Origin of the sequence: Bradyrhizobium sp. PUT101 (assembly GCF_052043945.1) — a bacterium.
GTDB lineage: Bacteria > Pseudomonadota > Alphaproteobacteria > Rhizobiales > Xanthobacteraceae > Bradyrhizobium.
The window spans coordinates 2,791,064-2,809,933 of the sequence record NZ_CP197207.1 but is presented as its reverse complement, the minus strand read 5'-3'; the positions used below and the strand labels follow the sequence as shown (position 1 = coordinate 2,809,933).

The 18,870-nt window shown below is 64.0% G+C and carries 24 protein-coding genes and 1 pseudogene; 11 read left to right on the top strand and 14 right to left on the bottom strand.

The features are described 5' to 3' along the window. Window positions 1-285: 285 nt before the first annotated feature. Entirely contained in the window at window positions 286-1,482 is a 1,197-nt protein-coding gene (locus tag ACSHT2_RS13880; protein WP_440642059.1) for a L,D-transpeptidase family protein, read from the top strand. Window positions 1,483-1,603: 121 nt separating this feature from the next. Here ACSHT2_RS13880 and ACSHT2_RS13875 read toward each other — a convergent pair whose 3' ends face one another. Then, window positions 1,604-2,566 carry a D-2-hydroxyacid dehydrogenase family protein gene (locus ACSHT2_RS13875; protein ID WP_440642058.1) on the bottom strand — a complete coding sequence of 321 codons (963 nt, stop codon included), beginning with the start codon at window positions 2,564-2,566 and terminating at the stop codon, window positions 1,604-1,606. 129 nt (window positions 2,567-2,695) lie between these two features. Beyond that, window positions 2,696-2,911: a hypothetical protein gene (locus tag ACSHT2_RS13870; RefSeq protein WP_440642057.1), complete on the bottom strand. Its 216-nt coding sequence runs from the start codon at window positions 2,909-2,911 to the stop codon at window positions 2,696-2,698. Window positions 2,912-3,142: 231 nt separating this feature from the next. Here ACSHT2_RS13870 and ettA point away from each other — a divergent pair, with 231 nt between their 5' ends. Next, window positions 3,143-4,792 carry an energy-dependent translational throttle protein EttA gene (gene ettA, locus ACSHT2_RS13865; RefSeq protein WP_319328119.1) on the top strand — a complete coding sequence of 550 codons (1,650 nt, stop codon included), beginning with the start codon at window positions 3,143-3,145 and terminating at the stop codon, window positions 4,790-4,792. Between the two features lie 7 nt (window positions 4,793-4,799). Next, window positions 4,800-6,026 (top strand): lytic murein transglycosylase, encoded by a 1,227-nt coding sequence (locus tag ACSHT2_RS13860; RefSeq protein ID WP_440642056.1) that lies wholly within the window; start codon window positions 4,800-4,802, stop codon window positions 6,024-6,026. A gap of 79 nt (window positions 6,027-6,105) precedes the next feature. Here the strand turns inward: ACSHT2_RS13860 and ACSHT2_RS13855 are convergent, their stop codons facing one another. Next, complete coding sequence (locus tag ACSHT2_RS13855) at window positions 6,106-6,390, bottom strand: hypothetical protein (RefSeq protein WP_028179902.1); 285 nt, start codon at window positions 6,388-6,390, stop codon at window positions 6,106-6,108. 213 nt (window positions 6,391-6,603) lie between these two features. Continuing rightward, window positions 6,604-6,924 carry a hypothetical protein gene (locus ACSHT2_RS13850; protein WP_440642055.1) on the bottom strand — a complete coding sequence of 107 codons (321 nt, stop codon included), beginning with the start codon at window positions 6,922-6,924 and terminating at the stop codon, window positions 6,604-6,606. A 128-nt stretch (window positions 6,925-7,052) separates the two neighbouring features. Here ACSHT2_RS13850 and ACSHT2_RS13845 point away from each other — a divergent pair, with 128 nt between their 5' ends. The 3 genes from ACSHT2_RS13845 (at window position 7,053) to bfr (ending at window position 8,421) form a co-directional block, all read left to right on the top strand. Beyond that, on the top strand, window positions 7,053-7,364 hold the full coding sequence (locus tag ACSHT2_RS13845) for a hypothetical protein (protein ID WP_440642054.1): 312 nt from the start codon (window positions 7,053-7,055) through the stop codon (window positions 7,362-7,364). A 162-nt stretch (window positions 7,365-7,526) separates the two neighbouring features. Then, a complete protein-coding gene (locus ACSHT2_RS13840; RefSeq protein WP_440642053.1) occupies window positions 7,527-7,799 on the top strand; it encodes a (2Fe-2S)-binding protein in 273 nt (90 codons plus the stop codon). Between the two features lie 133 nt (window positions 7,800-7,932). Continuing rightward, complete coding sequence (gene bfr / locus ACSHT2_RS13835) at window positions 7,933-8,421, top strand: bacterioferritin (RefSeq protein ID WP_440642052.1); 489 nt, start codon at window positions 7,933-7,935, stop codon at window positions 8,419-8,421. A 133-nt stretch (window positions 8,422-8,554) separates the two neighbouring features. Here bfr and ACSHT2_RS13830 read toward each other — a convergent pair whose 3' ends face one another. Beyond that, the gene (locus tag ACSHT2_RS13830; RefSeq protein WP_440642051.1) at window positions 8,555-9,157 is read right to left on the bottom strand and encodes an MSMEG_1061 family FMN-dependent PPOX-type flavoprotein; all 603 of its coding nucleotides are present in this window, start codon (window positions 9,155-9,157) and stop codon (window positions 8,555-8,557) included. A 72-nt stretch (window positions 9,158-9,229) separates the two neighbouring features. Further along, window positions 9,230-9,574, bottom strand: a complete 345-nt coding sequence (locus ACSHT2_RS13825; RefSeq protein ID WP_440642050.1) for a hypothetical protein — start codon at window positions 9,572-9,574, stop codon at window positions 9,230-9,232. 282 nt (window positions 9,575-9,856) lie between these two features. Between ACSHT2_RS13825 and ACSHT2_RS13820 the strand changes: the two genes are divergently transcribed. Together ACSHT2_RS13820 and ACSHT2_RS13815 are read left to right on the top strand one after the other, a co-directional pair. Further along, window positions 9,857-10,126 (top strand): DUF2277 domain-containing protein, encoded by a 270-nt coding sequence (locus ACSHT2_RS13820; protein WP_440642049.1) that lies wholly within the window; start codon window positions 9,857-9,859, stop codon window positions 10,124-10,126. A gap of 94 nt (window positions 10,127-10,220) precedes the next feature. Then, on the top strand, window positions 10,221-10,436 hold the full coding sequence (locus tag ACSHT2_RS13815; protein ID WP_124160074.1) for a hypothetical protein: 216 nt from the start codon (window positions 10,221-10,223) through the stop codon (window positions 10,434-10,436). Window positions 10,437-10,445: 9 nt separating this feature from the next. On the opposite strand, the gene ACSHT2_RS13810 is transcribed toward ACSHT2_RS13815, so the two are convergent. From ACSHT2_RS13810 to ACSHT2_RS13800, 3 genes are all read right to left on the bottom strand, one after another. Further along, a complete protein-coding gene (locus ACSHT2_RS13810; RefSeq protein ID WP_440642048.1) occupies window positions 10,446-10,958 on the bottom strand; it encodes a collagen-like protein in 513 nt (170 codons plus the stop codon). Between the two features lie 183 nt (window positions 10,959-11,141). Continuing rightward, complete coding sequence (locus ACSHT2_RS13805) at window positions 11,142-11,390, bottom strand: helix-turn-helix domain-containing protein (protein ID WP_440642047.1); 249 nt, start codon at window positions 11,388-11,390, stop codon at window positions 11,142-11,144. Window positions 11,391-11,655: 265 nt separating this feature from the next. Then, window positions 11,656-12,423 carry an SDR family NAD(P)-dependent oxidoreductase gene (locus tag ACSHT2_RS13800; protein WP_440642046.1) on the bottom strand — a complete coding sequence of 256 codons (768 nt, stop codon included), beginning with the start codon at window positions 12,421-12,423 and terminating at the stop codon, window positions 11,656-11,658. Between the two features lie 111 nt (window positions 12,424-12,534). Here ACSHT2_RS13800 and ACSHT2_RS13795 point away from each other — a divergent pair, with 111 nt between their 5' ends. Further along, window positions 12,535-13,020 carry a J domain-containing protein gene (locus ACSHT2_RS13795; RefSeq protein WP_440642045.1) on the top strand — a complete coding sequence of 162 codons (486 nt, stop codon included), beginning with the start codon at window positions 12,535-12,537 and terminating at the stop codon, window positions 13,018-13,020. Between the two features lie 60 nt (window positions 13,021-13,080). Then, a pseudogene (locus tag ACSHT2_RS13790) lies at window positions 13,081-13,587 on the top strand (REP-associated tyrosine transposase); the annotation flags it as partial. A gap of 148 nt (window positions 13,588-13,735) precedes the next feature. Here the strand turns inward: ACSHT2_RS13790 and ACSHT2_RS13785 are convergent. The 3 genes from ACSHT2_RS13785 to ACSHT2_RS13775 form a co-directional block, all read right to left on the bottom strand. Beyond that, on the bottom strand, window positions 13,736-13,987 hold the full coding sequence (locus ACSHT2_RS13785; protein WP_440642044.1) for a hypothetical protein: 252 nt from the start codon (window positions 13,985-13,987) through the stop codon (window positions 13,736-13,738). Between the two features lie 249 nt (window positions 13,988-14,236). Next, window positions 14,237-14,497, bottom strand: coding sequence for a hypothetical protein (locus tag ACSHT2_RS13780; RefSeq protein WP_440642043.1), 261 nt, complete (start codon window positions 14,495-14,497; stop codon window positions 14,237-14,239). 159 nt (window positions 14,498-14,656) lie between these two features. After that, window positions 14,657-15,040, bottom strand: coding sequence for a RidA family protein (locus tag ACSHT2_RS13775; RefSeq protein ID WP_440642042.1), 384 nt, complete (start codon window positions 15,038-15,040; stop codon window positions 14,657-14,659). A 475-nt stretch (window positions 15,041-15,515) separates the two neighbouring features. On the opposite strand from ACSHT2_RS13775, the gene ACSHT2_RS13770 reads away from it, so the two are divergent. Further along, the gene (locus ACSHT2_RS13770; RefSeq protein WP_440642041.1) at window positions 15,516-15,950 is read left to right on the top strand and encodes a hypothetical protein; all 435 of its coding nucleotides are present in this window, start codon (window positions 15,516-15,518) and stop codon (window positions 15,948-15,950) included. Between the two features lie 189 nt (window positions 15,951-16,139). Here the strand turns inward: ACSHT2_RS13770 and ACSHT2_RS13765 are convergent, their stop codons facing one another. Together ACSHT2_RS13765 and ACSHT2_RS13760 are read right to left on the bottom strand one after the other, a co-directional pair. Continuing rightward, entirely contained in the window at window positions 16,140-17,933 is a 1,794-nt protein-coding gene (locus tag ACSHT2_RS13765) for a phospholipase D-like domain-containing protein (RefSeq protein ID WP_440642040.1), read from the bottom strand. Window positions 17,934-18,194: 261 nt separating this feature from the next. Further along, window positions 18,195-18,707: a mismatch-specific DNA-glycosylase gene (locus ACSHT2_RS13760; protein WP_440642039.1), complete on the bottom strand. Its 513-nt coding sequence runs from the start codon at window positions 18,705-18,707 to the stop codon at window positions 18,195-18,197. Window positions 18,708-18,870: the final 163 nt, after the last annotated feature.

Here is an 18,870-nt window from a genome sequence, read left to right as displayed (position 1 = left end):
CGGTACTGATTGCCGCGTTCGCCACACTCAAAAAGGTAGCGAATCAGGCCGATTCGACCATATCGCAACGCTCCCGCGTCGTTCCGTTAAAATCGCGGCCGAATAACGCGGCGATTGATGGCGCAATACGATTTCAGCCCCGTGATGCAACGGGGCAACGGTCGTCTTGCGGATCACAAATCGGCAAATCCGGCGCAAATAGGCCTGATATGTCTTGAATGTGCCGCTATCTTCCGTCATCTGGCCGTTAACGGTCCAATCGGGCTTGGGGACTATACAAGAGCGATGATGATCAAACATTTTCTGACGATATGCGCTGCCGCAACAGTCGCTGCGACGGGAACCTCGCTCGCTCAGGCTCAGAGCTATCCGGTCCAGCAGGCGCCGAGCTATGGTGCCCCGACCGAATATCGGCCCGGTGACCGCACACCGAGTTTCGACGCACTGGACGAAGACGACGACGCGATGCCGCAGGCCTCGCTGCCGCCGCCCGGTCCGGCTGACGATCCGCGCTACGGCCGCCCGGCCGGCGCGCCTCCGGTCTATTCGGCTGCCCCGCAGGGTCCGGTGATGTCGCCGGATGATCCCCGTTATGGTCGTCCGGCTGGCGCTCCGCCGGTCTATTCGGCGGCGCCCCAGGGCCCCGTGATGTCGCCCGACGATCCCCGCTACGGCCGGCCGGCCGGTCCGCCGCCGGTGATCTATGCCAATCGTCCGGGGCAGCAGGCGCCAGCCAATGACGGCCTGCGTCCGCCTGAGGCCGTCGGTAGTCCCGCCGCGACCGGGACGGTCCAGTCCACCCAGCCGCCCGTCGATGCCGATGGCCGGCCGATGACAATCGCGTCGCTGCCGCCCGAGGAGCAGCCCGATGCTGCGCCGGCGCAGCTGCCGCAGAACCTGCGCCGCCAGGAAGTCGCGTTCCAGACCAAGGAGCCGGCCGGCACGCTCGTGGTCGATACGCCCAACACCTACCTCTATTACGTGCTCGGCAACGGCCGTGCGATCCGCTACGGCGTCCGCGTCGGCCGCGACGGCTTCACCTGGACCGGCGTGCAGAAGATCACCCGCAAGGCCGAGTGGCCGGATTGGCATCCGCCGACCGAGATGATCGAGCGTCAGCCCTATCTGCCGCGCTTCATGGCCGGCGGCCCCGGCAATCCGTTAGGGGCCCGCGCGATGTATCTCGGCTCGACCGTCTACCGCATCCACGGCACCAACCAGCCCTCGACGATCGGCAAGTTCGTCTCCTCCGGCTGCATCGGCATGTTGAACGAGGACGTCTCCGACCTGTTCGATCGCGTCAAGGTCGGCACCCGCGTGGTGGTGCTGCCGGGCGGCCCGCCGCCGGGAACGGCGACTGCCTCCGCCGCACCGACGCCGAGCGCGGCCGGGCCGGCTCCGATGTCCGCCCAGGCCGGTCCGGTCCCGGGCACCCAGCCGACGGTGGTGCCGCCGCTGCCCGCGCCGGTCACTGTGCGCTGAGCGCTGCGAGAAGAGTACGAATTGCGATGGGCCTGCCTTGGCACGCCCATCGTCGTTTGAGGCCAGTGTCGTTTGAGGCCAGTGTCGTTTGAGGCCAGTGTCGTTTCAGGCCAGTGTCGTTTCAGGCCAGCCTGCGCGGCAACTCGCCGCCCTTGGTGAAGGCGTCGATCGCCTCGACCATCTGGCCGTAATGGATGCGCAATCCGTCGGTGGTGGCGTAGCCGAGGTGTGGCGTCAGCACGAGGTTGTCGAGCTTGCGGAAGGGATGGTCGACCGGCAGCGGCTCGACCGAGAACACGTCCAGGCCGGCGCCTGCGATCCGCCTCTGCTGCAACGCCTCTAGCAGCGCCTGCTCGTCCACGATCGGCCCGCGCGCGGTGTTGACGAGAAAGGCGGTCGGCTTCATCCGCGCAAGATCGGCAGCTCCAACCAGTCCCCGCGAGCGCTCGCTCAGCACCACATGGATGGTGACGATATCGGCCTTGGCGAACAGCTCCTCCTTGGTGGCGTAGCCGACGCCGGCCTCCTTGCACTTCTCCGGCGTGAGGTTCGGACTCCAGGCGATCACGTTCATGCCGAACGCTTTCGCGATCCCAGCCATCTTGCTGCCGAGCTTGCCCAGCCCCACGATGCCGAGCGTCAAGCCCTCGATCTCGACGCCGGCAAAGGTCTGCCAGGGCTCGCCGGCATGCATGCGCGCATTCTCGCGGCCGATGCCGCGAGTCAGTTCCAGGATCAGGCCCATGGTGAGCGGCGCCGTCGGATCGCGCGAATATTGTGTGCCGCCGATGGCCACATTGCGCGCCTTCGCGGCCTCCACGTCGATGGAGGCGTTGCGCATGCCTGAGGTCAACAGCAGCTTCAGCTTCGGCAGCTTGTCGAACAGGCTCTTGGGGAAAGCAGTGCGCTCGCGCATCGCGCAGATGACGTCGAAATCCGCGAGCGCGCTTGCCGCGGCCTGTTCCGAAGCGAAGGGGTGGCTGAACACGGTGACCTCGACCCGGTCGGACAGTTTCGGCCAGTCGGCGACGTCGAGCGCGAGGTTGAAATAGTCGTCGAGAATTGCACAGCGCAGCCGGCTCATCAGCGTTCATCCATGGCGAGAGGTGACGGCGCAAGTGGGCGCCATCGTCGGACCCGGTCCATGGTTGCGCGCAATCAGGACAGCGTGCAAGCAGCTTGCGACTTCAAAAATCCGATAGGAGATGGAGGCTCAGAGATCGCGGGACTTCAGGCGGAACGGCGCATCCATTCCGTGCTTGGCGCGCCAGGCGGGACCGGGTCCACGCATGTAGTGCAGTTCGGGCCGGTAGGGATTGAAGGCCGTGGCGAAGAAGCGCTTCCAGAAGCCCTTGATCTCCGAGACGAACCTGGAGACGTGGCCGGCTTCTGCCGGAACAGGAAGAGTGTTGGTCTCGATCAGAGCCATGGTCGGCCTCGCTGTGCTCCCGTTCATTCTGGCGGGTGGCGCTGTTTCCGCGCGAAAACCGAGCTTTGGCCTGATTGATTAAAAGATAGTTTCAATTGTCCGGATTGGCGCCCGGATGGTGTCCGTCCGTATTCATCCTTGGTGAACGGACGGAAAACATTGCCCTTTGGGGGCGGGATCGTTACATCGGCGGCAAGCAAATCTCCTCAAATTGAAGGTGTCACGGGACCGATGGCGCGCCAGTTCATCTATTTCATGCAGGGCCTGACCAAGAGCTACCCGACCCGGAAGGTGCTCGATAACATCCACCTGAGCTTCTACCCCGACGCAAAGATCGGCGTGCTCGGCGTCAACGGCTCGGGCAAGTCGACGCTGCTCAGGATCATGGCCGGCCTGGACAAGGAATACACCGGCGAGGCCTGGGTCGCCGAGGGGGCCCGTGTCGGCTATCTCGAGCAGGAGCCGCAGCTCGATCCGAAGCTCTCGGTGCGCGAGAACGTCATGCAGGGCGTCGCCAAGCAGAAGGCGATCCTCGACCGCTACAACGAGCTCGCAGTCAATTATTCGGACGAGACCGCCGACGAGATGACCAAGCTCCAGGACGAGATCGAGGCGCAGGGCCTGTGGGATCTCGACAGCAAGGTCGACCAGGCCATGGACGCGCTGCGATGTCCGCCCGACGATGCCGACGTGACCAAGCTCTCGGGCGGCGAACGCCGCCGCGTCGCGCTATGCAAGCTGCTGCTCGACCAGCCCGAACTCTTGCTGCTGGACGAACCGACCAACCATCTCGACGCCGAGTCCGTGTCGTGGCTGGAAGGCCATCTGCGCAACTATCCCGGTGCGATCCTGATCGTCACCCACGACCGCTACTTCCTCGACAATGTTACGGGCTGGATCCTAGAGCTCGATCGCGGCCGCGGCATTCCCTACGAGGGCAACTACTCGTCCTGGCTGGTGCAGAAGCAGAAGCGTCTGGAGCAGGAGGGCCGCGAGGACGCGGCACACCAGAAGACGCTCGCCCGCGAGCAGGAATGGGTCGCGTCTTCGCCGAAGGCGCGCCAGGCCAAGTCGAAGGCGCGCTATCAGCGCTATGAGGATCTGCTCAAGAAGGCGAGCGAGAAGCAGACCCAGACCGCTCAGATCATCATTCCGGTCGCCGAGCGGCTCGGTGCCAACGTGGTCGATTTCGACGGCCTCAGCAAAGGCTTCGGCGATCGTCTGCTGATCGACAATCTCACGTTCAAGCTGCCGCCCGGCGGCATCGTCGGCGTGATCGGCCCCAACGGCGCCGGCAAGACCACGCTGTTCAGGATGATCACAGGCCAGGAGAAGCCGGACGCTGGCACGATCACGGTCGGCGAGACCGTGCATCTCGGCTATGTCGACCAGTCGCGCGATGCGCTCGACGGCAAGAAGACCGTTTGGGAGGAGATTTCCGGCGGCAACGAATTGATCCTGCTCGGCAAGAAGGAAGTGAACTCGCGCGGCTATTGCTCGGCGTTCAACTTCAAGGGCGCGGACCAGCAGAAGAAGGTCGGCGCGCTGTCCGGCGGTGAACGCAACCGCGTGCATCTCGCCAAGATGCTGAAGTCCGGCGCCAACGTGCTGCTGCTCGACGAACCGACCAACGACCTCGACGTCGATACGCTGCGTGCGCTCGAAGAGGCGCTGGAGGACTTTGCCGGTTGCGCCGTCATCATCAGCCACGATCGCTGGTTCCTCGACCGCATCGCGACCCACATCCTGGCCTTCGAAGGCGACAGCCATGTCGAATGGTTCGAGGGCAATTTCCAGGATTACGAGAAGGACAAGATGCGCCGCCTCGGCCAGGACAGCATCATTCCGCACCGTGTGAAGTACAAGAAGCTGACGCGGTGATGTCGGCATGATGCGGCGGGCGCTCATCGCTGCGGTGATCGTGGTCACCTGCGGCTGGTCGTCCGCCCGGGCAGCAGACGCGGCCTTCACGCAATTCATCGCCTCGCTCTGGCCGGAAGCGCAGGCCGCGGGCGTCTCGCGCGCGACGTTCGAGCGAGAGACGCGCGGGCTCGAGCCTGATTACAAATTGCCCGATTTGATCCTGCCGGGACGGCCCGCGACCGGCGCGCCGTCGCAGGCCGAGTTCGTGCAGGTGCCGGCCGACTACGTCAAGGAAGCGTCGATCGCCCGGCTCGCCGGCGAGGGGCAGCGGCTGCTGCAAAAATATCGCACCGCGCTGACCGAGATCGAGAAAAGCTCCGGCGTGCCCGCCACCGTCATGCTCGCGATCTGGGGCCGAGAGACCGATTACGGCCGCTACACGCTGCCTTACGATCTCGTTCGCGTGCTGGCGACGCAGGCCTATGTCGGACGCCGCAAGGACCAGTATCGCAACGAGTTCATTCTCTCGCTCAAGATTCTCGGCGAGGGCATGGTGACGCGCAAGGACATGCGCTCGTCCTGGGCCGGCGCCACCGGGCTGACGCAGTTCCTGCCGTCGGAATATTACAAGCATGGCGTCGACTTCGACGGCGATGGCCGCATCGACATCTGGCACTCGGTGCCGGATGCGCTGGCCTCCGCCGCACAGCAGCTCGTCAACAAGGGCTGGCAGAGAGGGGTGCGCTGGTCCTATGAGGTGCAGGCCCCGGCGAAGGTTGATTGCACCACGGGCGTGCCGGAGGTGACGAAGCCGATCGGTCAATGGCTGCGCGAAGGCTTTGTGCCGGTGCGTGGCCAGAAACTCGGCGCCGCCGAGCAGGCGCAGCAGGCCTCGCTGCTCCAGCCCGAAGGCATCTACGGCCCGTCGTTCCTGACCACGAAGAATTACTTCGTCATCAAGGAGTACAATTTCTCCGACCTCTACGTGCTGTTCGTCGGACATCTCAGCGACCGGATGACGAGCCCGCTGCCATTCGCAACGCCGTGGTCGGCTTCGAAGCAGCTGCGCACGAAAGACGTCGAGACCATGCAGCGCGAGCTGACGCGCATCGGGCTCTACAAGGACAAGATCGACGGCAAGGCCGGCATGCAGACGCGCGCCGCGCTCGGCGCCTATCAGAAGTCGGCCGACCTCAAGGTCGATTGCTGGCCGAGCGAAGCGGTGCTGCGCTCGATCCAGGCGGGGCGATAGCGCAGGACCAAAGAAAAAGCCCGGCCGATGGTCTCGGCCGGGCCTCGATCGCGGCGCTTGGGAGCGCCGTGCGATCAGATCAGTAGCAGACGCGAACCGGGCGAACGACCCAGCCATAACCGTCCCAATAACGCTGGCGCTGCCAGTAGCAGGGCGGGGGCGGCGGGCCGGGCTCGGCCACGTAAACGGGACCACCATAGGCCGGACGGCTCGACGCGATGGCGCCGCCTACGATGGCGCCACCGATCAGCCCGGCCGCGATACCGGCACCGATGTTGTCACCGGCTTTCGCCGGCGGCGTTGCGGTCACCAGCGAACCGGCGACCGTTGCAACCGTGAGGGCGGCAACCAAAGTCTTCTTCATGCTCTTGGCTCTCCTGGGAGATGGACTTCCCCTGTAAGGGATGGCCCGGGTTTCAAAGGTTCACGCACACTCTGATGGAATTTGGCCTTGCGGTTAGGAAGCGCGCAAATGGTCAATCCACGGTAAACGCACACAGAGCTGTGACGAGAAAAAGCGGTCTTTTTCGGGCTCCGAGATGAACGGCGCATCCGTAGTGAACCGGTCAAGGACGCCTCAGCCACAAACTCTGACGCGGCGGACGCGCCAGGCATAGCCGTCCCAGAAGCGCTGCTTCTGCCAGACGCAGTTGCCGTAATAGTCGTCGGCGACATAGCCCGGACCGGGGGCGTAGTAGCGGGGCGGATAGTAGCCCGGTTCGTAATAGCCGGGACCTGGTCCGTAATAATACGGAGAGGCCAGTGCGCCACCGACGATGGCGCCGCCGATGATCCCGGCCGCCACGCCTGCTGCGACGCCGCGCTGGGCATGGGCAGGTGTTCCGGCCGTCAGGGCTAGAGCGAGGATGGCAGCGACTGCCAGGAACGACTTCTTCATGCGCTTGACCTTATCACACGCGGGAACTCTTTGGCGCGTAAGGTTCCATATTTCGTTTGAATGATCAATGAACGGCACCTCCGCCGGAGACGACCAACCGGCATGGCCCCCAGTTTCATCAGGAGACGATGATGGGCAACGCGATGGTCAATGCATTGATTGCCGCTGTGGTGGTCTTCGCGATCGGCTACGGCTGGATCGCTCACCTCCAGAATAGGAGCCAGCGGCGCTCGCGCGCCGGGGTCGGCGGTGATGGCGGTAGTAGTGGCGGCAACACCTATATGGGGACAAGCGACGGCTTCTCGTTGGGCAACTGGTTCTCCAGCGACCGTTCGGGGAGCTCGACCGATGGCGGCAGCTGTTCCAGCAGCGATGGCGGCAGCAGTGGCGGGGATTGCGGAGGTGGCGGCGATGGTGGTGGAGGCGGTGGCGGCGACTAGCTCCGCCACGATCTTGATCAAGCGCAATACCCTATTTTAGAGCCGTTCTAGGCTGATTGCCGGGCCAGTTTGGAATAGCTTCAAATACCGGTTTTTCCTTTTGCATCCGGCCGGCCCGTTAAATATCGATGATGGCGCATCACCGAAGGGCCTGCCGCTTCCATGATCGTTTGTTCCTGTAACGTGCTGAGCGATGACGATATCCGCGCCGCCGTCGCCGAGTCCGACGCCGCCGTGCGCCATGCCAAGCAGGTCTATGGATGTCTCGGCTGTAGCGCCGAATGCGGCCGCTGTGCCCGCACTATCAAGACCATCATCGACGAAGCGCTTGGCCCCTGCGCCCAGTCTGGCTGTGCCGGCTGTCCCCACGGCCACACCGTCGCCGCCAATGACGAGACGGCCGAACCCGCCCAGTTCGCCCTCGCGGCCTGCTGAAGACTTCCGCATCCTCGGCTGAGCTTTTCCCCGGCTGCGTCCGCATAGCTGGTTGCCGGCGCACGCAAACTAATTTAGAAGCATTCTAAATACGGTTTAGGGCCGATTTGGACTGCAAGAGCTGGAGTGAACCATGCAGGGCGACGCGAAGGTCATCGACTATCTCAACAAGGCACTGCGTCACGAGCTGACTGCGATCAATCAGTACTGGCTACACTACCGCTTCCTCGACAATTGGGGCCTCTTGGACATGGCCAAGGTCTGGCGCAAGGAGTCCATCGAGGAGATGGAGCATGCCGACAAGCTCACCGCGCGCATCCTGTTCCTCGACGGCTTTCCGAACATGCAGGTGCTCGACCCCCTGCGCATCGGCCAGAACGTCAAGGAGATCATCGAATGCGATCTCGCCGCCGAGATGAGCGCGCGTGCGCTCTACCAGGAAGCGGCGACCTACTGCCACGGCGCCAAGGACTACGTCACGCGCGACCTGTTCGAGAAGCTGATGAGCGACGAGGAGCACCACATCGACTTCCTCGAAACCCAGCTCGACCTGATCGTTCGCATCGGCCTCGAGCTCTACACCCAGAAGCACGTCGGCGGGCTCGAGGGCGAGGCGCATTAAGCTCCGCCCGCCTCCCTCCATTTTGTTATGGCCGGGCTTGACCCGGCCATCCACGCGTTGCTTCCACGACAAAGACTTGGATGCCCGGGACAAGTCCGGACATGGCGGCGAGCCTAAGTGGCGAACGCATCGCCTACAGCTGCGTCTTGTAGCGCTCTTCCACGATCTCCTGGCTCTCGCGTTCGCCCAAGCCCGTCTGGTCGTGAATGACCTCGATAATGCTCGGCATCACCGAGCGCTGCACCTTCTCGGATGACCACAGCTTCGAGCGCAACAGCGCCTTGCCGCAGTGGAAATAGACTTCGCTGACCGCGACGTTCAGCACCGCGCGCGGCGGCTTGCCGAACTCCACCATCGCGGCGAGCAGATCCGGATCGGCCGACAGGGTGCCGCGTCCGCCGACGCGTAGCGTCTCGTCGATCCCCGGCACGAAGAACAGCAGCTGTACGAATCCCGAGCCTTCGACGACGTTGCGAAAACTGTCGATGCGGTTGTTGCCGGAGCGGTCAGGCATCAACAGCTGGTTGGGACCGACGACGTGGACGAAGCCGATGCCGCCGCCGCGCGGCGAGGCATCGACGCTGCCGTCCGCTCCCGAGGTCGCGAGCACGCAGAACGGCGACATCTCGATGAACTTCTTCGCATGCACATCGATTGCCGGACGCGCCTTCGCGATCACCCTGGGGCTCGGTTCGGCATAGATGGTGGCAAGGTCTTCGGCGGAAAGATTGGTCAACCGGCGTGCCTCCGTATCAGCTTGTCCTCAAGCTAGCCGATCAGGCGCCTCCAGCCAACGAAATCCGGCGCGCTAGACTGCATCCGCCGGCACGAAGCAACTGATGATGATGGCGCCGCGATGGTGGACGTACCACACCACGGCCTGGCCGACCGGATTGCCGCGATCGCGGATGATGGCGCGCTCGGGCACTTCCATCCATTGCCCCTCGATCGGCACCCAATAGACGCCGCCGCGCACGTCGTATTCGGTGCGATGGCCATCGGAGATGTCGCAGCAGGGCACGCCGTTCGGCGCGATCACGCTCTTGAACCAGGCGCGAATGTCGGGCGGGACGTGGTCGTATTGGCCGTTGTCGAACGCGAACGCGGCGTTCGCCAGCGCGGTCAGCCAAACGCACAGTGCGAGCCTGTGCATGCGATCCTCCTCATCGCGTATCGTGCCATTGGCGCGCGATTGTCCCGCGCGTCGATTCGTATTGTTGACGCAATTAAGCCCGAGCCGTCAGCGCAATGCATGCTCAAATAATATGCGGCGCCCGGGCGCCGCACATGATGCGTTGCGAGATGAGACAGCTTGTGGCGGTGCGCATCCTCGGAGTTGATCAGCGTGTCGCTATGGAACGTCGCAGAAGCGCGAAGGCGGATGTAGGATTTCGGCTCAGACCTTCGTCTTCAAGAAAACGTCGGGAGAGAGTGCATGTGTCGCAACATCAAGACGCTGTTCAACTTCGAGCCGCCGGCGACGGAGGACGAGATCCACGCCAGTGCGCTGCAGTTCGTGCGAAAACTGTCCGGGTTCAACAAGCCGTCGCAGCCCAACGAGGCGGCATTCGAGCGTGCGGTGGCGGAGGTCGCGGAGGCGGCACGAAAGCTCCTGACGTCGCTGCATACCCATGCGCCGGCGCGCGACCGTGAGGTCGAGGCGGAAAAGGCGAGAGAGCGCTCGCGGCTGCGCTTCGGTTCGTGAGCTTGAACAGCGCGCTCCGTGATGTGGCTCACGGTATCTGCGGCCTCAGCTTGCGATGGTCTCGGCCGGGGTTTTGACCGCCCGGAGCACGACCATGAGCCGCCCCCTTCTTCCCTTGAAAGCAGGTGCCATCGTCTTCACGCTGCTATGGACCGCGTGGATGATGTGGTGGAGCGGCTCGTTCTCGAGCGCGAACATGGTCATCCTCGCCCTCTGCGGCGCGGCGGTCGGCTATCTCTGGTATCGCGCCATGCGCTGGCAGTTCGAGCGCATGGGCATGTTGCCGCGGCGCGAGGATCGGCCGAAATAGACTCGTCTGCTAGGCCTTGTGGCCGTGCTTCTTCTTTTTCTTTTTCCTCTTGTCGTCGCCGTCATCGCCCTCGTCATCGACGATTGCCTCGTCAGGCTCCTGGACGGCAGCCTCGAGCGCTTCGCGCTCAGCGGCTTCGCGCTCGCGCTGGCGGCGGCGTTCGTCCCAGGCGTCGAAGAGCTGGTCGAGCCACGGCAGCACTTGCTCGATCGACGGCAATTGGCCGGGCGGACCCGGTTCGCCACGCGGGCCCTGCGGCCCCGCCGGTCCCTGCGGTCCGGCAGGTCCCGGCGCGCCGGTTGCCCCGCGTGGGCCGGCTTCGCCCTGCTTGCCTTGCGGACCGGGTTTGCCGGGCGGGCCGGCCTTTCCGAGCGGCCCCGGCTTGCCCTGTGGTCCCGGCTTGCCGCGCGCCCCGTCCGGGCCGCGCCGGCCCGGATGACCCTGCGGCCCCGGTCGCCCCGGCTCGCCTTGCCGCCCGCGCGGACCCTGAGGTCCCTGCCGTCGTCCCTGATCGTCTGCCACGCCGCTGCTCCCTTCACCCGAAGCAAGCTACTTAGCGGCGTTTGACGACAGCGGCAATTCCGCCCGCGCATCGTGCCAAGCTTGATCAACATCTCGGTCGCGGTGATCGCGCTTGCGGTCATCGCCGGCATGTATCTGCGGCACGAGCTGCGCCGCTCGTCGCGGGCGGACTGATGTCACCCGTCAGTCCTGATAGGCAGGCACGTCGATGCCGGAGGCGGCATAGAGCCTGATCTTGTTGCGCAGCGTGCGCACCGACAGGCCGAGCACGCGCGCTGCACGCGTGCGGTTTCCGTCGCAGCGTGCGAGCGTCTGGAGCACGAGCTCACGCTCGACCTCGTCGACCGTGGCGCCGATCAGCATCGGAACGATCTGGTTAGGGGCTAGGAATTGCGCGCCCGGTTCGGACGCAGCGACATGAACAGTGGTCATCAACACACTCCCCGATCAACGCCCGCTTCCATCATTGGAAGCGGATCGAGAACCAACGACCCCAAGCCGTAATTTCACGGTGGTCCTGTTTGGTTAATGAAAGGTTAATCGGGAGCGAACCCACCAATTGACCCCGGGAATGCCGCGAAGCCGCCGCGATTGGCGCAGGATGCATCGCGATGCGGGCCTATCTCGCGCCGCGCCTGCCACATCCACCGCTGTCATGCCCTGCCACCGGGTTTCGTCTTCGAGAGACTGTGCGTCCTCACACCGTCCGGTACCCGCCGTCCACCATCACGATCGTTCCGGTGACATAGGCCGACAGGTCCGACGCCAGGAAGATCGCGGGACCGACGATGTCCTCGGGCTTGCCGGTGCGCGCAAGCGGGGTGTGATCGAGGAAGGCCTGCACCAGGGCCGGATTGGTCGCGCGCACATTGGCGTTGATGTTGGTCTCGATGAAGCCGGGACCGATCGCGTTGACGCGCACGCCTTCCTTGCCGAGCTCGGCGGCGAGCGCCTTGGTGAAGCCGAGCACGCCGTGTTTCGAGGTGGTGTAGGCCGCCGAGCTCGGCGTGCGCAGATGCACGAAGGACTGGATCGAGCCGATGTTGACGATGCGGCCTTTGCTCGCGCGCAAGGGCGCGAGGAACGCCTGCGTCATGTTGAAGACGCCGTTGAGGTTGAGCGCGATGATGTCGTTCCAGTCCTTCGCCACCGTCTCGGTCTCGGCGGTGAAGGCGTTGCGGCGGGTGATGCCGGCATTGTTGACGAGGATCGAGACCCGTCCGACCTTGCCCTCGACCTGCTTGGCCAGGGCGAAGCAGTCCTCGCGCCGGGTGACGTCGAGCGGAAAGCTCTCGGCCTTGCCGCCCGCTTGCCGGATCTCCTGAGCCGCCTCCGCCACCGTCTCGGCATTGACGTCGAGCAGCACGACCTGCGCCCCCTCCCGTGCGTAGCCGGCCGCGATCGCCCGGCCGATGCCGGAGCCGGCACCCGTGACGACGGCGATGTGGTTTGCGAGCAATGCCATGACATATTCCTCCCGATTTCTTTTCGAAGTTTCACGAAAAGCTAACTCGAAATTAAGGGGGCGGAAACGGCGGCCTTGGCATACTGATCCTGATTGCTAAACGTTGCGCGCATGATGGAACGGCTGGACTCCTGGAAACTCGCTCTCGAACGGCTGCGGTCGGCGCACCCGCCCGATTGGGCCGAGGCGGGCCGGCTCCTGGCCGAGATCGTGCGGATGAGCAGCGACGTCACGCTGCGCCATGCCGCCGAGCAGGCGCTGCCGGTGCTGCGCCAGGCCGCGGACAATGACGATCACGGCGTGACGCTGGCGGCCCAGCGTCGTCTCGGCGTGGTGCTCGAGGTCGTCCACGATCTGACCGCCCCGCGCTTCGGCCGCCGCAACGCCATGCCGAAACAGCTGTCCAGCGAGGAGCGCGCCCGCAAGGTGCTCGGCCTGCCGCTCGCGGTGCAGCTCACCTGCGAGGACATCAACCAGGCCTATCGCCGCGCCGCCAAGGGCATGCATCCCGACCGGGGCGGCAGCGCGCAAGGCTTCATCGACCTCGCCGCCGCGCGCGATCTCCTGATCCATCCCGGCGCGCACAAGGACGCGTGAGCATCAATGTGCTAGACTGTAGCCCGGATGAGCGAAGCGATATCCGGGTCAGGTCTCGCCATGGTTCTGTACCGCAGAAATTTTCTTCCCGGCGGCACTTATTTCTTTACGGTGACGCTTTTCGACCGTCGGTCAAGCGTCCTTACTGACAATATCGACTCTCTGCGCAGCGCCTTCCGAACCGCTCGCAAGGAGCGTCCGTTCGAGATCGACACTATCGTGATCCTTCCGGATCATCTGCATGCGGTCATGAGACTTCCGCCGGACGACGATGACTTCGCAGGACGCTGGCGCCGGATCAAGGGGCACTTCAGCACTGCTCTGCTTCATGCAGGTGTCGACATAGCTCGCCACTCCAATGGAGAACTGGCGCTATGGCAGCGGCGATACTGGGAGCACACGATCCGCGACGAAGACGACTTCGCACGTCATGTCGACTACGTTCACTTCAACCCTGTCAAGCACGGTTACGTTCGGCGTGTCGGCGATTGGCCGCATTCGTCCTTCCACCGCTACGTGCGGGCGGGATTGCTGCCGGAGGATTGGGCCGGTGAGGTCGGAGGAAGCGGGGATGCATTGAACGTGCTGAGGAGGGCCGACTGGGAGGATAGACCGGCTCCCGGATATCGCTTCGCTCATCCGGGCTACGGGAGCCGGGCGAAACAGCCGGGCAAGGAGCGTCCCTTGCCCGGTTGTTCGTCCGCGAATCGAATTGTCACCAGGTGCAGTGGCCGGCCTTCAGCGCGCCGTCCTTCAGCGCGAGGGCGTCGACGAAGGTCGGCACGCTGTCGCTGGCGCGGTGGTAGCCGGCCGGCCACGGCGTGGTCGGGATGCTCTCGTCCCAGATCTGGCAGAAGCCGGTGTCCTGCCAGCGGATCAGGTGATAGCTGGCTTCGGCAGGGCTCGCGGCGACGAAGGCCGCGACGGCTAGACCGGCGGCGGCGCACAGCACGGAAATACGACGCATGATCAGCTCCTCAAATGAAAAACGTGATGCGCCTCCCGACAATGACGGGAGGGGGCGCCGGGCGGTTTCGGGGGGATGCGCCCCGGACAAGATGTAAGTAGTTCCGCCGGCCGGTCAGGTTCAAGGGAGCGCTGCGGAAAATGCGCAATCCGGGCTGGAGGAGAGCCGTCTGCAAAAGAGAAGGGCGGACCACTCGCGCGGCCCGCCCCGTGAAAACTGAATCCGTCAACGCGGTCCGGTGCGTCGCGCTCAGAGCGTGCAGCGGCGCTCGGCGCGCATCTTGATCTGGAGGTCGGATGCCTCCTGGAAGGTCGGAAGCGGCTTGCTGACGACCTTGTAGGTCGACGCGCCGATCTGGAAAGGCTTGTACTTGAGGTCCTCGTTCCAGACCTGGCAGATGCCGGAGTTGTCCCAGCGGATCACGTAGTAGCCGACCGTCGCGGATGCGGGCACGGCGAACACGGAACTAGCGATGCCGGCAACGGCACAGAGCGCGAGAGCGCGACGCATGAAATATCTCCTTGTGGGGAAGTGGGATCGGTGGGGAAGTGGGATCGGAAAATTCGTGCGGTAAAAGCAGGTCCTTTGCAAGCCGGGGAACGGCCGCTCACGGACATGTCAGATGCAGCCGCGCATTTGGTTTGGCCGCGTGCCCGACAAGTCACACGCTCACCTCGAAAGCGACGCCACCGCCTCGATCTCGATCAGCATCTTCGGGTCGGGCAGGGCCTGCACCACGCAGGTCGTGCGCGCAGGGTAGGGCGGCGGGCCGAAGGCACCGGCATAGAGCGCGTTCATGGCGGCGACGTCGGCGGCGCGGGTCAGGAGCACGTTGACCTTGACGAGGTCGCGCACGCTGGCGCCGGCCTCCCCCAGCACGCGCTTGATGTTGACGACGACGTTGGCGAACTGGGCCTCGAAGCCGTCGGGCAGCGCGCCGCTGGCATCGAAGCCGGGAATCCCCGAGACGAACAGGAGATCGCCGACGCGCGTCGCAAAGGACAGCGGCGGCGCCTTGACGTGCGGCGGGGGCGCGAAGTGCTGGATCGGCATGGGGTCACCTCGGGAGGGTCGCTGAGGCATCAGCGTAGCGGCAGGCGCGGCGCGCTCCAAACGAAAAGTGCGAAAACAACCCCATGCACAGTAGACGCCGCACGGAAATCATTGATGTTTTCCAGAATTCGCGAAAGGCGAAGCCCCCGCTTGCTCCGTCGGGCAAAACAGGGGCATTATGGCAGCGTGGAAATCAGTCCCTTGCCGTCGCCCCAAACTCCGTCATGCCCGGGCTTGTCCCGGGCACCCACGTTCTTTGTGCCGAGAGGAAGACGTGGATGGCCGGGTCAAGCCCGGCCATGACGATGCGGAGACACCCTGCCTCGTATGCTGACACGTGAGCTGCCTTGCCCTGCACAGGGCAATCGGCCCCTGCCACGTCCTCCGCTCCATCATGTTGCCGCCGCGATCGATCGGGTAAATTCCTCGCGTCTGATTCGAATCCTGCCTTGAAAAATAGCCCCCGGAGACACCCATGAAGATCGCATCCACCTTTCGCGCCGCGCTGCTCGTCATCGTCGCCCTGGCCGGCCTTTCGACCGCGGCGCGGGCCGACAGCGGCTTCGTGACGCTGACGATCTACAAGGCGGGCTGGATCATCGGCGGCTCCGGCGGCTCGGGCGTGCTGAACTTCCGCGGCCGCTCCTATGCGCTCTCCACCGGCGGCCTCGACTACGGCCTCGTGTTCGGCGGCTCGAAAACCGTGCTGCGCGGCCGCGTCTCCAACATCAACCGCCCCTCGGACGTCGCCGGCGTCTACGGCGCCGCCGGTGCCGGCCTTGCGGTCGGCCGCGGCGCGCGCGCCATCGTGCTGAGCAACCAGAAGGGCGCGGTGCTGGAGCTGACGGGAACGCAGGTCGGCCTGATGGCGAATGCCGATCTCTCGGGGCTTGCGATCACGATGAGGTAACGCGAGGTGCTGTAGGGTGGGCAAAGGCGCGAGAAGCGCCGTGCCCACCATCTCTCGGCGGTCGCCAGCGGCCATCCTTCGAGACGGCTGCTTCGCAGCCTCCTCAGGATGAGGTCTGTGATCGCGGTGACGGTGCAGGTGGGCACGCTGTCGCCTTGCCCACCTGCGAAGTCTCGCTTTCGGATGATTTCAGCTGAAGCCCGTCATGCTGGAAAAGATGGCGACGCGCTTCTGCTTCAAGCTCCCTCGCTTGTACTTTTTGATCCAGCTGTCGTCCTCCGCCAGAAACAGGCTGGCCCGGTCGCGTTTCCGCTTCTCGTCCTCGTCGAGCTTCAGCGTGGATTCCTGAACCGAGCGAAAATAGTAGTGATAGAAAAGGCGATTGAACTCGGTGAAATAGATATCTGCCACGCGGCGGTCTCCGCGGATGACCAGCATGTTCTCGTCATTGTCGTTGGTAGACGGCTTGCTGAAGTTCGCTGAGCCCGTCACGACGATCGGATCGTCGGAGAGTGGATCGGCCAGAAGAAATTTCGAATGAATGTAACTGACGTGCTTGTTGAGTTTCAGCGATTTGGCGTTCGTCTCGCGGGTCCATTGGTAGAGAGGATCGCGCAAATAGGAACCCCACGCCTTGTAGACGTTGTTGCCGGCGTTGAGGCCGACGAACTTTTTTTTGCTCCTGGGGTTCGGCTTGTCCTCCTTTTCGAGGAGGAAGAAGGCGATGTGGCTCGCCGAGGTGTTGTCGCTGAAAAGCTCCTTGAACACCTCGCTGATGCCGAATGCGAGCGTGATGCAGGAGACGTTCTTGGCGTCGTCGATCATGTGGGCGTACATGTCCAGAACGTCCGAGCCGCTTCGCGGGCTGAAGATCGAGGTGGTGCCGGATTTGACGTCGGTCAATGATGCCGGCGTCTCCTGCAACTCTTCGACGGCGGCCCTGAGCTCCTTGTTCTTGCGCCTGACCGTCGCAGCGTCCTCCCCGGCCTTCGGGCCTGGATCTTCGCTCAGGAGATCCCAATAGGCTTTGAACTCGCTTGCGATACGGGCGTCGCGGACCCAATGCCCGACATTGGTCTGGCCGTGGATGCCGCCGTCGGAAAGGTTGGTGGATCCCGTCCACACTTCGGTGGGCTCGGCGCGTTTCCCCTTCAGGAGGACCATGAACTTGTTGTGCTGGATTTCGTTCGGTTTCGCTTCGCGCAGGATGACGTTCCTCTTCGCGATGCCGGCCTCCTTCAGCGTTCTGAGATTGTCTTCGCGCGGAAAGCTTTCGTGGAACACGCCCTTTTTGTCGGTGCTCTTGTTCACCTTGGCATCGACGATGAGCTGCAGTTCGACGCCGCGGTCGGCTGCATCCTTCAGTGCCTGGGCAACGGGCAGATAGCGAAATTCGTAGAAGCAGCACAGCAACGTGTCGTTCTTCTTGGCGTTGGCGATGAACTCCAGCATCGCTTCGTCGAGGCGCCGGCTCAGCCACTCCATGGCTTCTTTCCGCCTTTCTGGATCGAGTTCGACCGGCTTCTTGTTGTCGAACTTGCGGGCATAAGCCTGGCTGCTGGCGATTCCGCGATTGAAGAACACGTCGTGCTTCTTCGACGAGAACAGCGGCTCGGTGCGCACCTTGATTGAAATCGGCGGAGCGCTCCGATCCAGGTTCTTCGGCTTGCCCTTCAGCGGATGGAAGAAATATTCGTAGGTTCGTTTCGGCTTGGCGGTGAAGTCGTCCCAGACGAAGCTCTGGACCGGCTGGTCGAAGGTCTTGACCATCGTCACTTCGTCAGGGTTTGGAATGACGGACGGAAAGACCTTGTACCCGAACATGAAGTATCTCTCCTTCTCCGCCGGATCGCTTCGCTCAACGGCGAAGCCGAGCAACCCCTTGGTGTCGGCGTCCTTGAAGTCGATGCCGAATGAAACCGTGTTGGTGCCGGACACGGCGAACACCTGATAACCATTGGTCTTTCGAGATTTGAATCGCATGCAATACCCCTGCGGCTGCCAAATATGGATCAATTACAGGGAGCCTTATAGCACCGAACAATCTCTAATTGATGCGGGGCAGGTTGCATTTTTTCACGAATGAGGGGGGCGGGGATTGGTGTGGAGGGTGGGTTAGCTGCTCACGAAAGTGGTCCGTCACTGCGGCACGACGCAGGGCGTAACCCACCATGTCCGCGGCCGCGGACATGGTGGGTTACGCCGCGCCGCCTGCGCCTTGCGCAGTCGCGCGTCCAACCCACCCTACGGAGCGATCCACGCCGCAAGCTCGCGCCACGGCTCCAGCGTCCAATGCCCGGACGCGGCGCCGGACGGCGAGGGCAGCACGAATGTCTCCGGCCAGCTTCCATCCAACGGCTGCCGTCCCAGCGCAATCGCAGCTGACGGCCGGCCGTAGAACAAGCTCGCCGCCTTCTTGCTCGTGAACGCGATCGTCCGCGGCCGGTACTGTTCGATCTTGGCCCTGAAGCCTGATACGTCGATCGTCTCCGCCGCGATCTGGTGATCCATCCCGGCGCCGGTCTTGCAGAGATCGGTGAAGCCGATCCCGAGCGCGATCAGCGAAGCGAACTCGCCCGGCTGATAGCGCCGCGGCGTGATCCCGGCCTCGTGGATCGCGCGCCAGAAGCGGTTGCCGGGATGGGCGTAGTAGTGTCCGAGCTCCGCCGAGCGCGTCGAGGCGGCGGTGCCGACGAAGACGAGGCGGAGGTCGGGACGGAGCTGGTCGGGGAGGCGGTGGGGCGGCACGTCAGTCATTCGCAGCCGTAGCCCGCATGAGCGAAGCCATATGCGGGACGACAAAGGTCCCGGATGTCGCTTCGCTCATCCGGGCTACGCGGCCTAAATTGATCGAGAAACAGGCGCAATCGCTCGACGTCCTCAACGGCGTCGGGCGAAAGCAGGATCATCCGATCCTGCG

Bases quoted from the DNA above. Each gene is read 5' to 3' on its own strand.
- ACSHT2_RS13770 (WP_440642041.1), top strand. From the start codon at position 15,516: ATGAAGATCGCATCCACCTTTCGCGCCGCGCTGCTCGTCATCGTCGCC.
- ACSHT2_RS13870 (WP_440642057.1), bottom strand. From the start codon at position 2,911: ATGGCTCTGATCGAGACCAACACTCTTCCTGTTCCGGCAGAAGCCGGC.
- ACSHT2_RS13805 (WP_440642047.1), bottom strand. From the start codon at position 11,390: ATGACCACTGTTCATGTCGCTGCGTCCGAACCGGGCGCGCAATTCCTA.
- ACSHT2_RS13850 (WP_440642055.1), bottom strand. From the start codon at position 6,924: ATGAAGAAGTCGTTCCTGGCAGTCGCTGCCATCCTCGCTCTAGCCCTG.
- ACSHT2_RS13855 (WP_028179902.1), bottom strand. From the start codon at position 6,390: ATGAAGAAGACTTTGGTTGCCGCCCTCACGGTTGCAACGGTCGCCGGT.
- ACSHT2_RS13760 (WP_440642039.1), bottom strand. From the start codon at position 18,707: ATGACTGACGTGCCGCCCCACCGCCTCCCCGACCAGCTCCGTCCCGAC.
- ACSHT2_RS13880 (WP_440642059.1), top strand. From the start codon at position 286: ATGATGATCAAACATTTTCTGACGATATGCGCTGCCGCAACAGTCGCT.
- ACSHT2_RS13775 (WP_440642042.1), bottom strand. From the start codon at position 15,040: ATGCCGATCCAGCACTTCGCGCCCCCGCCGCACGTCAAGGCGCCGCCG.
- ACSHT2_RS13840 (WP_440642053.1), top strand. From the start codon at position 7,527: ATGATCGTTTGTTCCTGTAACGTGCTGAGCGATGACGATATCCGCGCC.
- ettA (WP_319328119.1), top strand. From the start codon at position 3,143: ATGGCGCGCCAGTTCATCTATTTCATGCAGGGCCTGACCAAGAGCTAC.
- ACSHT2_RS13820 (WP_440642049.1), top strand. From the start codon at position 9,857: ATGTGTCGCAACATCAAGACGCTGTTCAACTTCGAGCCGCCGGCGACG.
- ACSHT2_RS13845 (WP_440642054.1), top strand. From the start codon at position 7,053: ATGATGGGCAACGCGATGGTCAATGCATTGATTGCCGCTGTGGTGGTC.
- bfr (WP_440642052.1), top strand. From the start codon at position 7,933: ATGCAGGGCGACGCGAAGGTCATCGACTATCTCAACAAGGCACTGCGT.
- ACSHT2_RS13875 (WP_440642058.1), bottom strand. From the start codon at position 2,566: ATGAGCCGGCTGCGCTGTGCAATTCTCGACGACTATTTCAACCTCGCG.
- ACSHT2_RS13795 (WP_440642045.1), top strand. From the start codon at position 12,535: ATGATGGAACGGCTGGACTCCTGGAAACTCGCTCTCGAACGGCTGCGG.
- ACSHT2_RS13815 (WP_124160074.1), top strand. From the start codon at position 10,221: ATGAGCCGCCCCCTTCTTCCCTTGAAAGCAGGTGCCATCGTCTTCACG.
- ACSHT2_RS13785 (WP_440642044.1), bottom strand. From the start codon at position 13,987: ATGCGTCGTATTTCCGTGCTGTGCGCCGCCGCCGGTCTAGCCGTCGCG.
- ACSHT2_RS13800 (WP_440642046.1), bottom strand. From the start codon at position 12,423: ATGGCATTGCTCGCAAACCACATCGCCGTCGTCACGGGTGCCGGCTCC.
- ACSHT2_RS13780 (WP_440642043.1), bottom strand. From the start codon at position 14,497: ATGCGTCGCGCTCTCGCGCTCTGTGCCGTTGCCGGCATCGCTAGTTCC.
- ACSHT2_RS13825 (WP_440642050.1), bottom strand. From the start codon at position 9,574: ATGCACAGGCTCGCACTGTGCGTTTGGCTGACCGCGCTGGCGAACGCC.
- ACSHT2_RS13860 (WP_440642056.1), top strand. From the start codon at position 4,800: ATGATGCGGCGGGCGCTCATCGCTGCGGTGATCGTGGTCACCTGCGGC.
- ACSHT2_RS13765 (WP_440642040.1), bottom strand. From the start codon at position 17,933: ATGCGATTCAAATCTCGAAAGACCAATGGTTATCAGGTGTTCGCCGTG.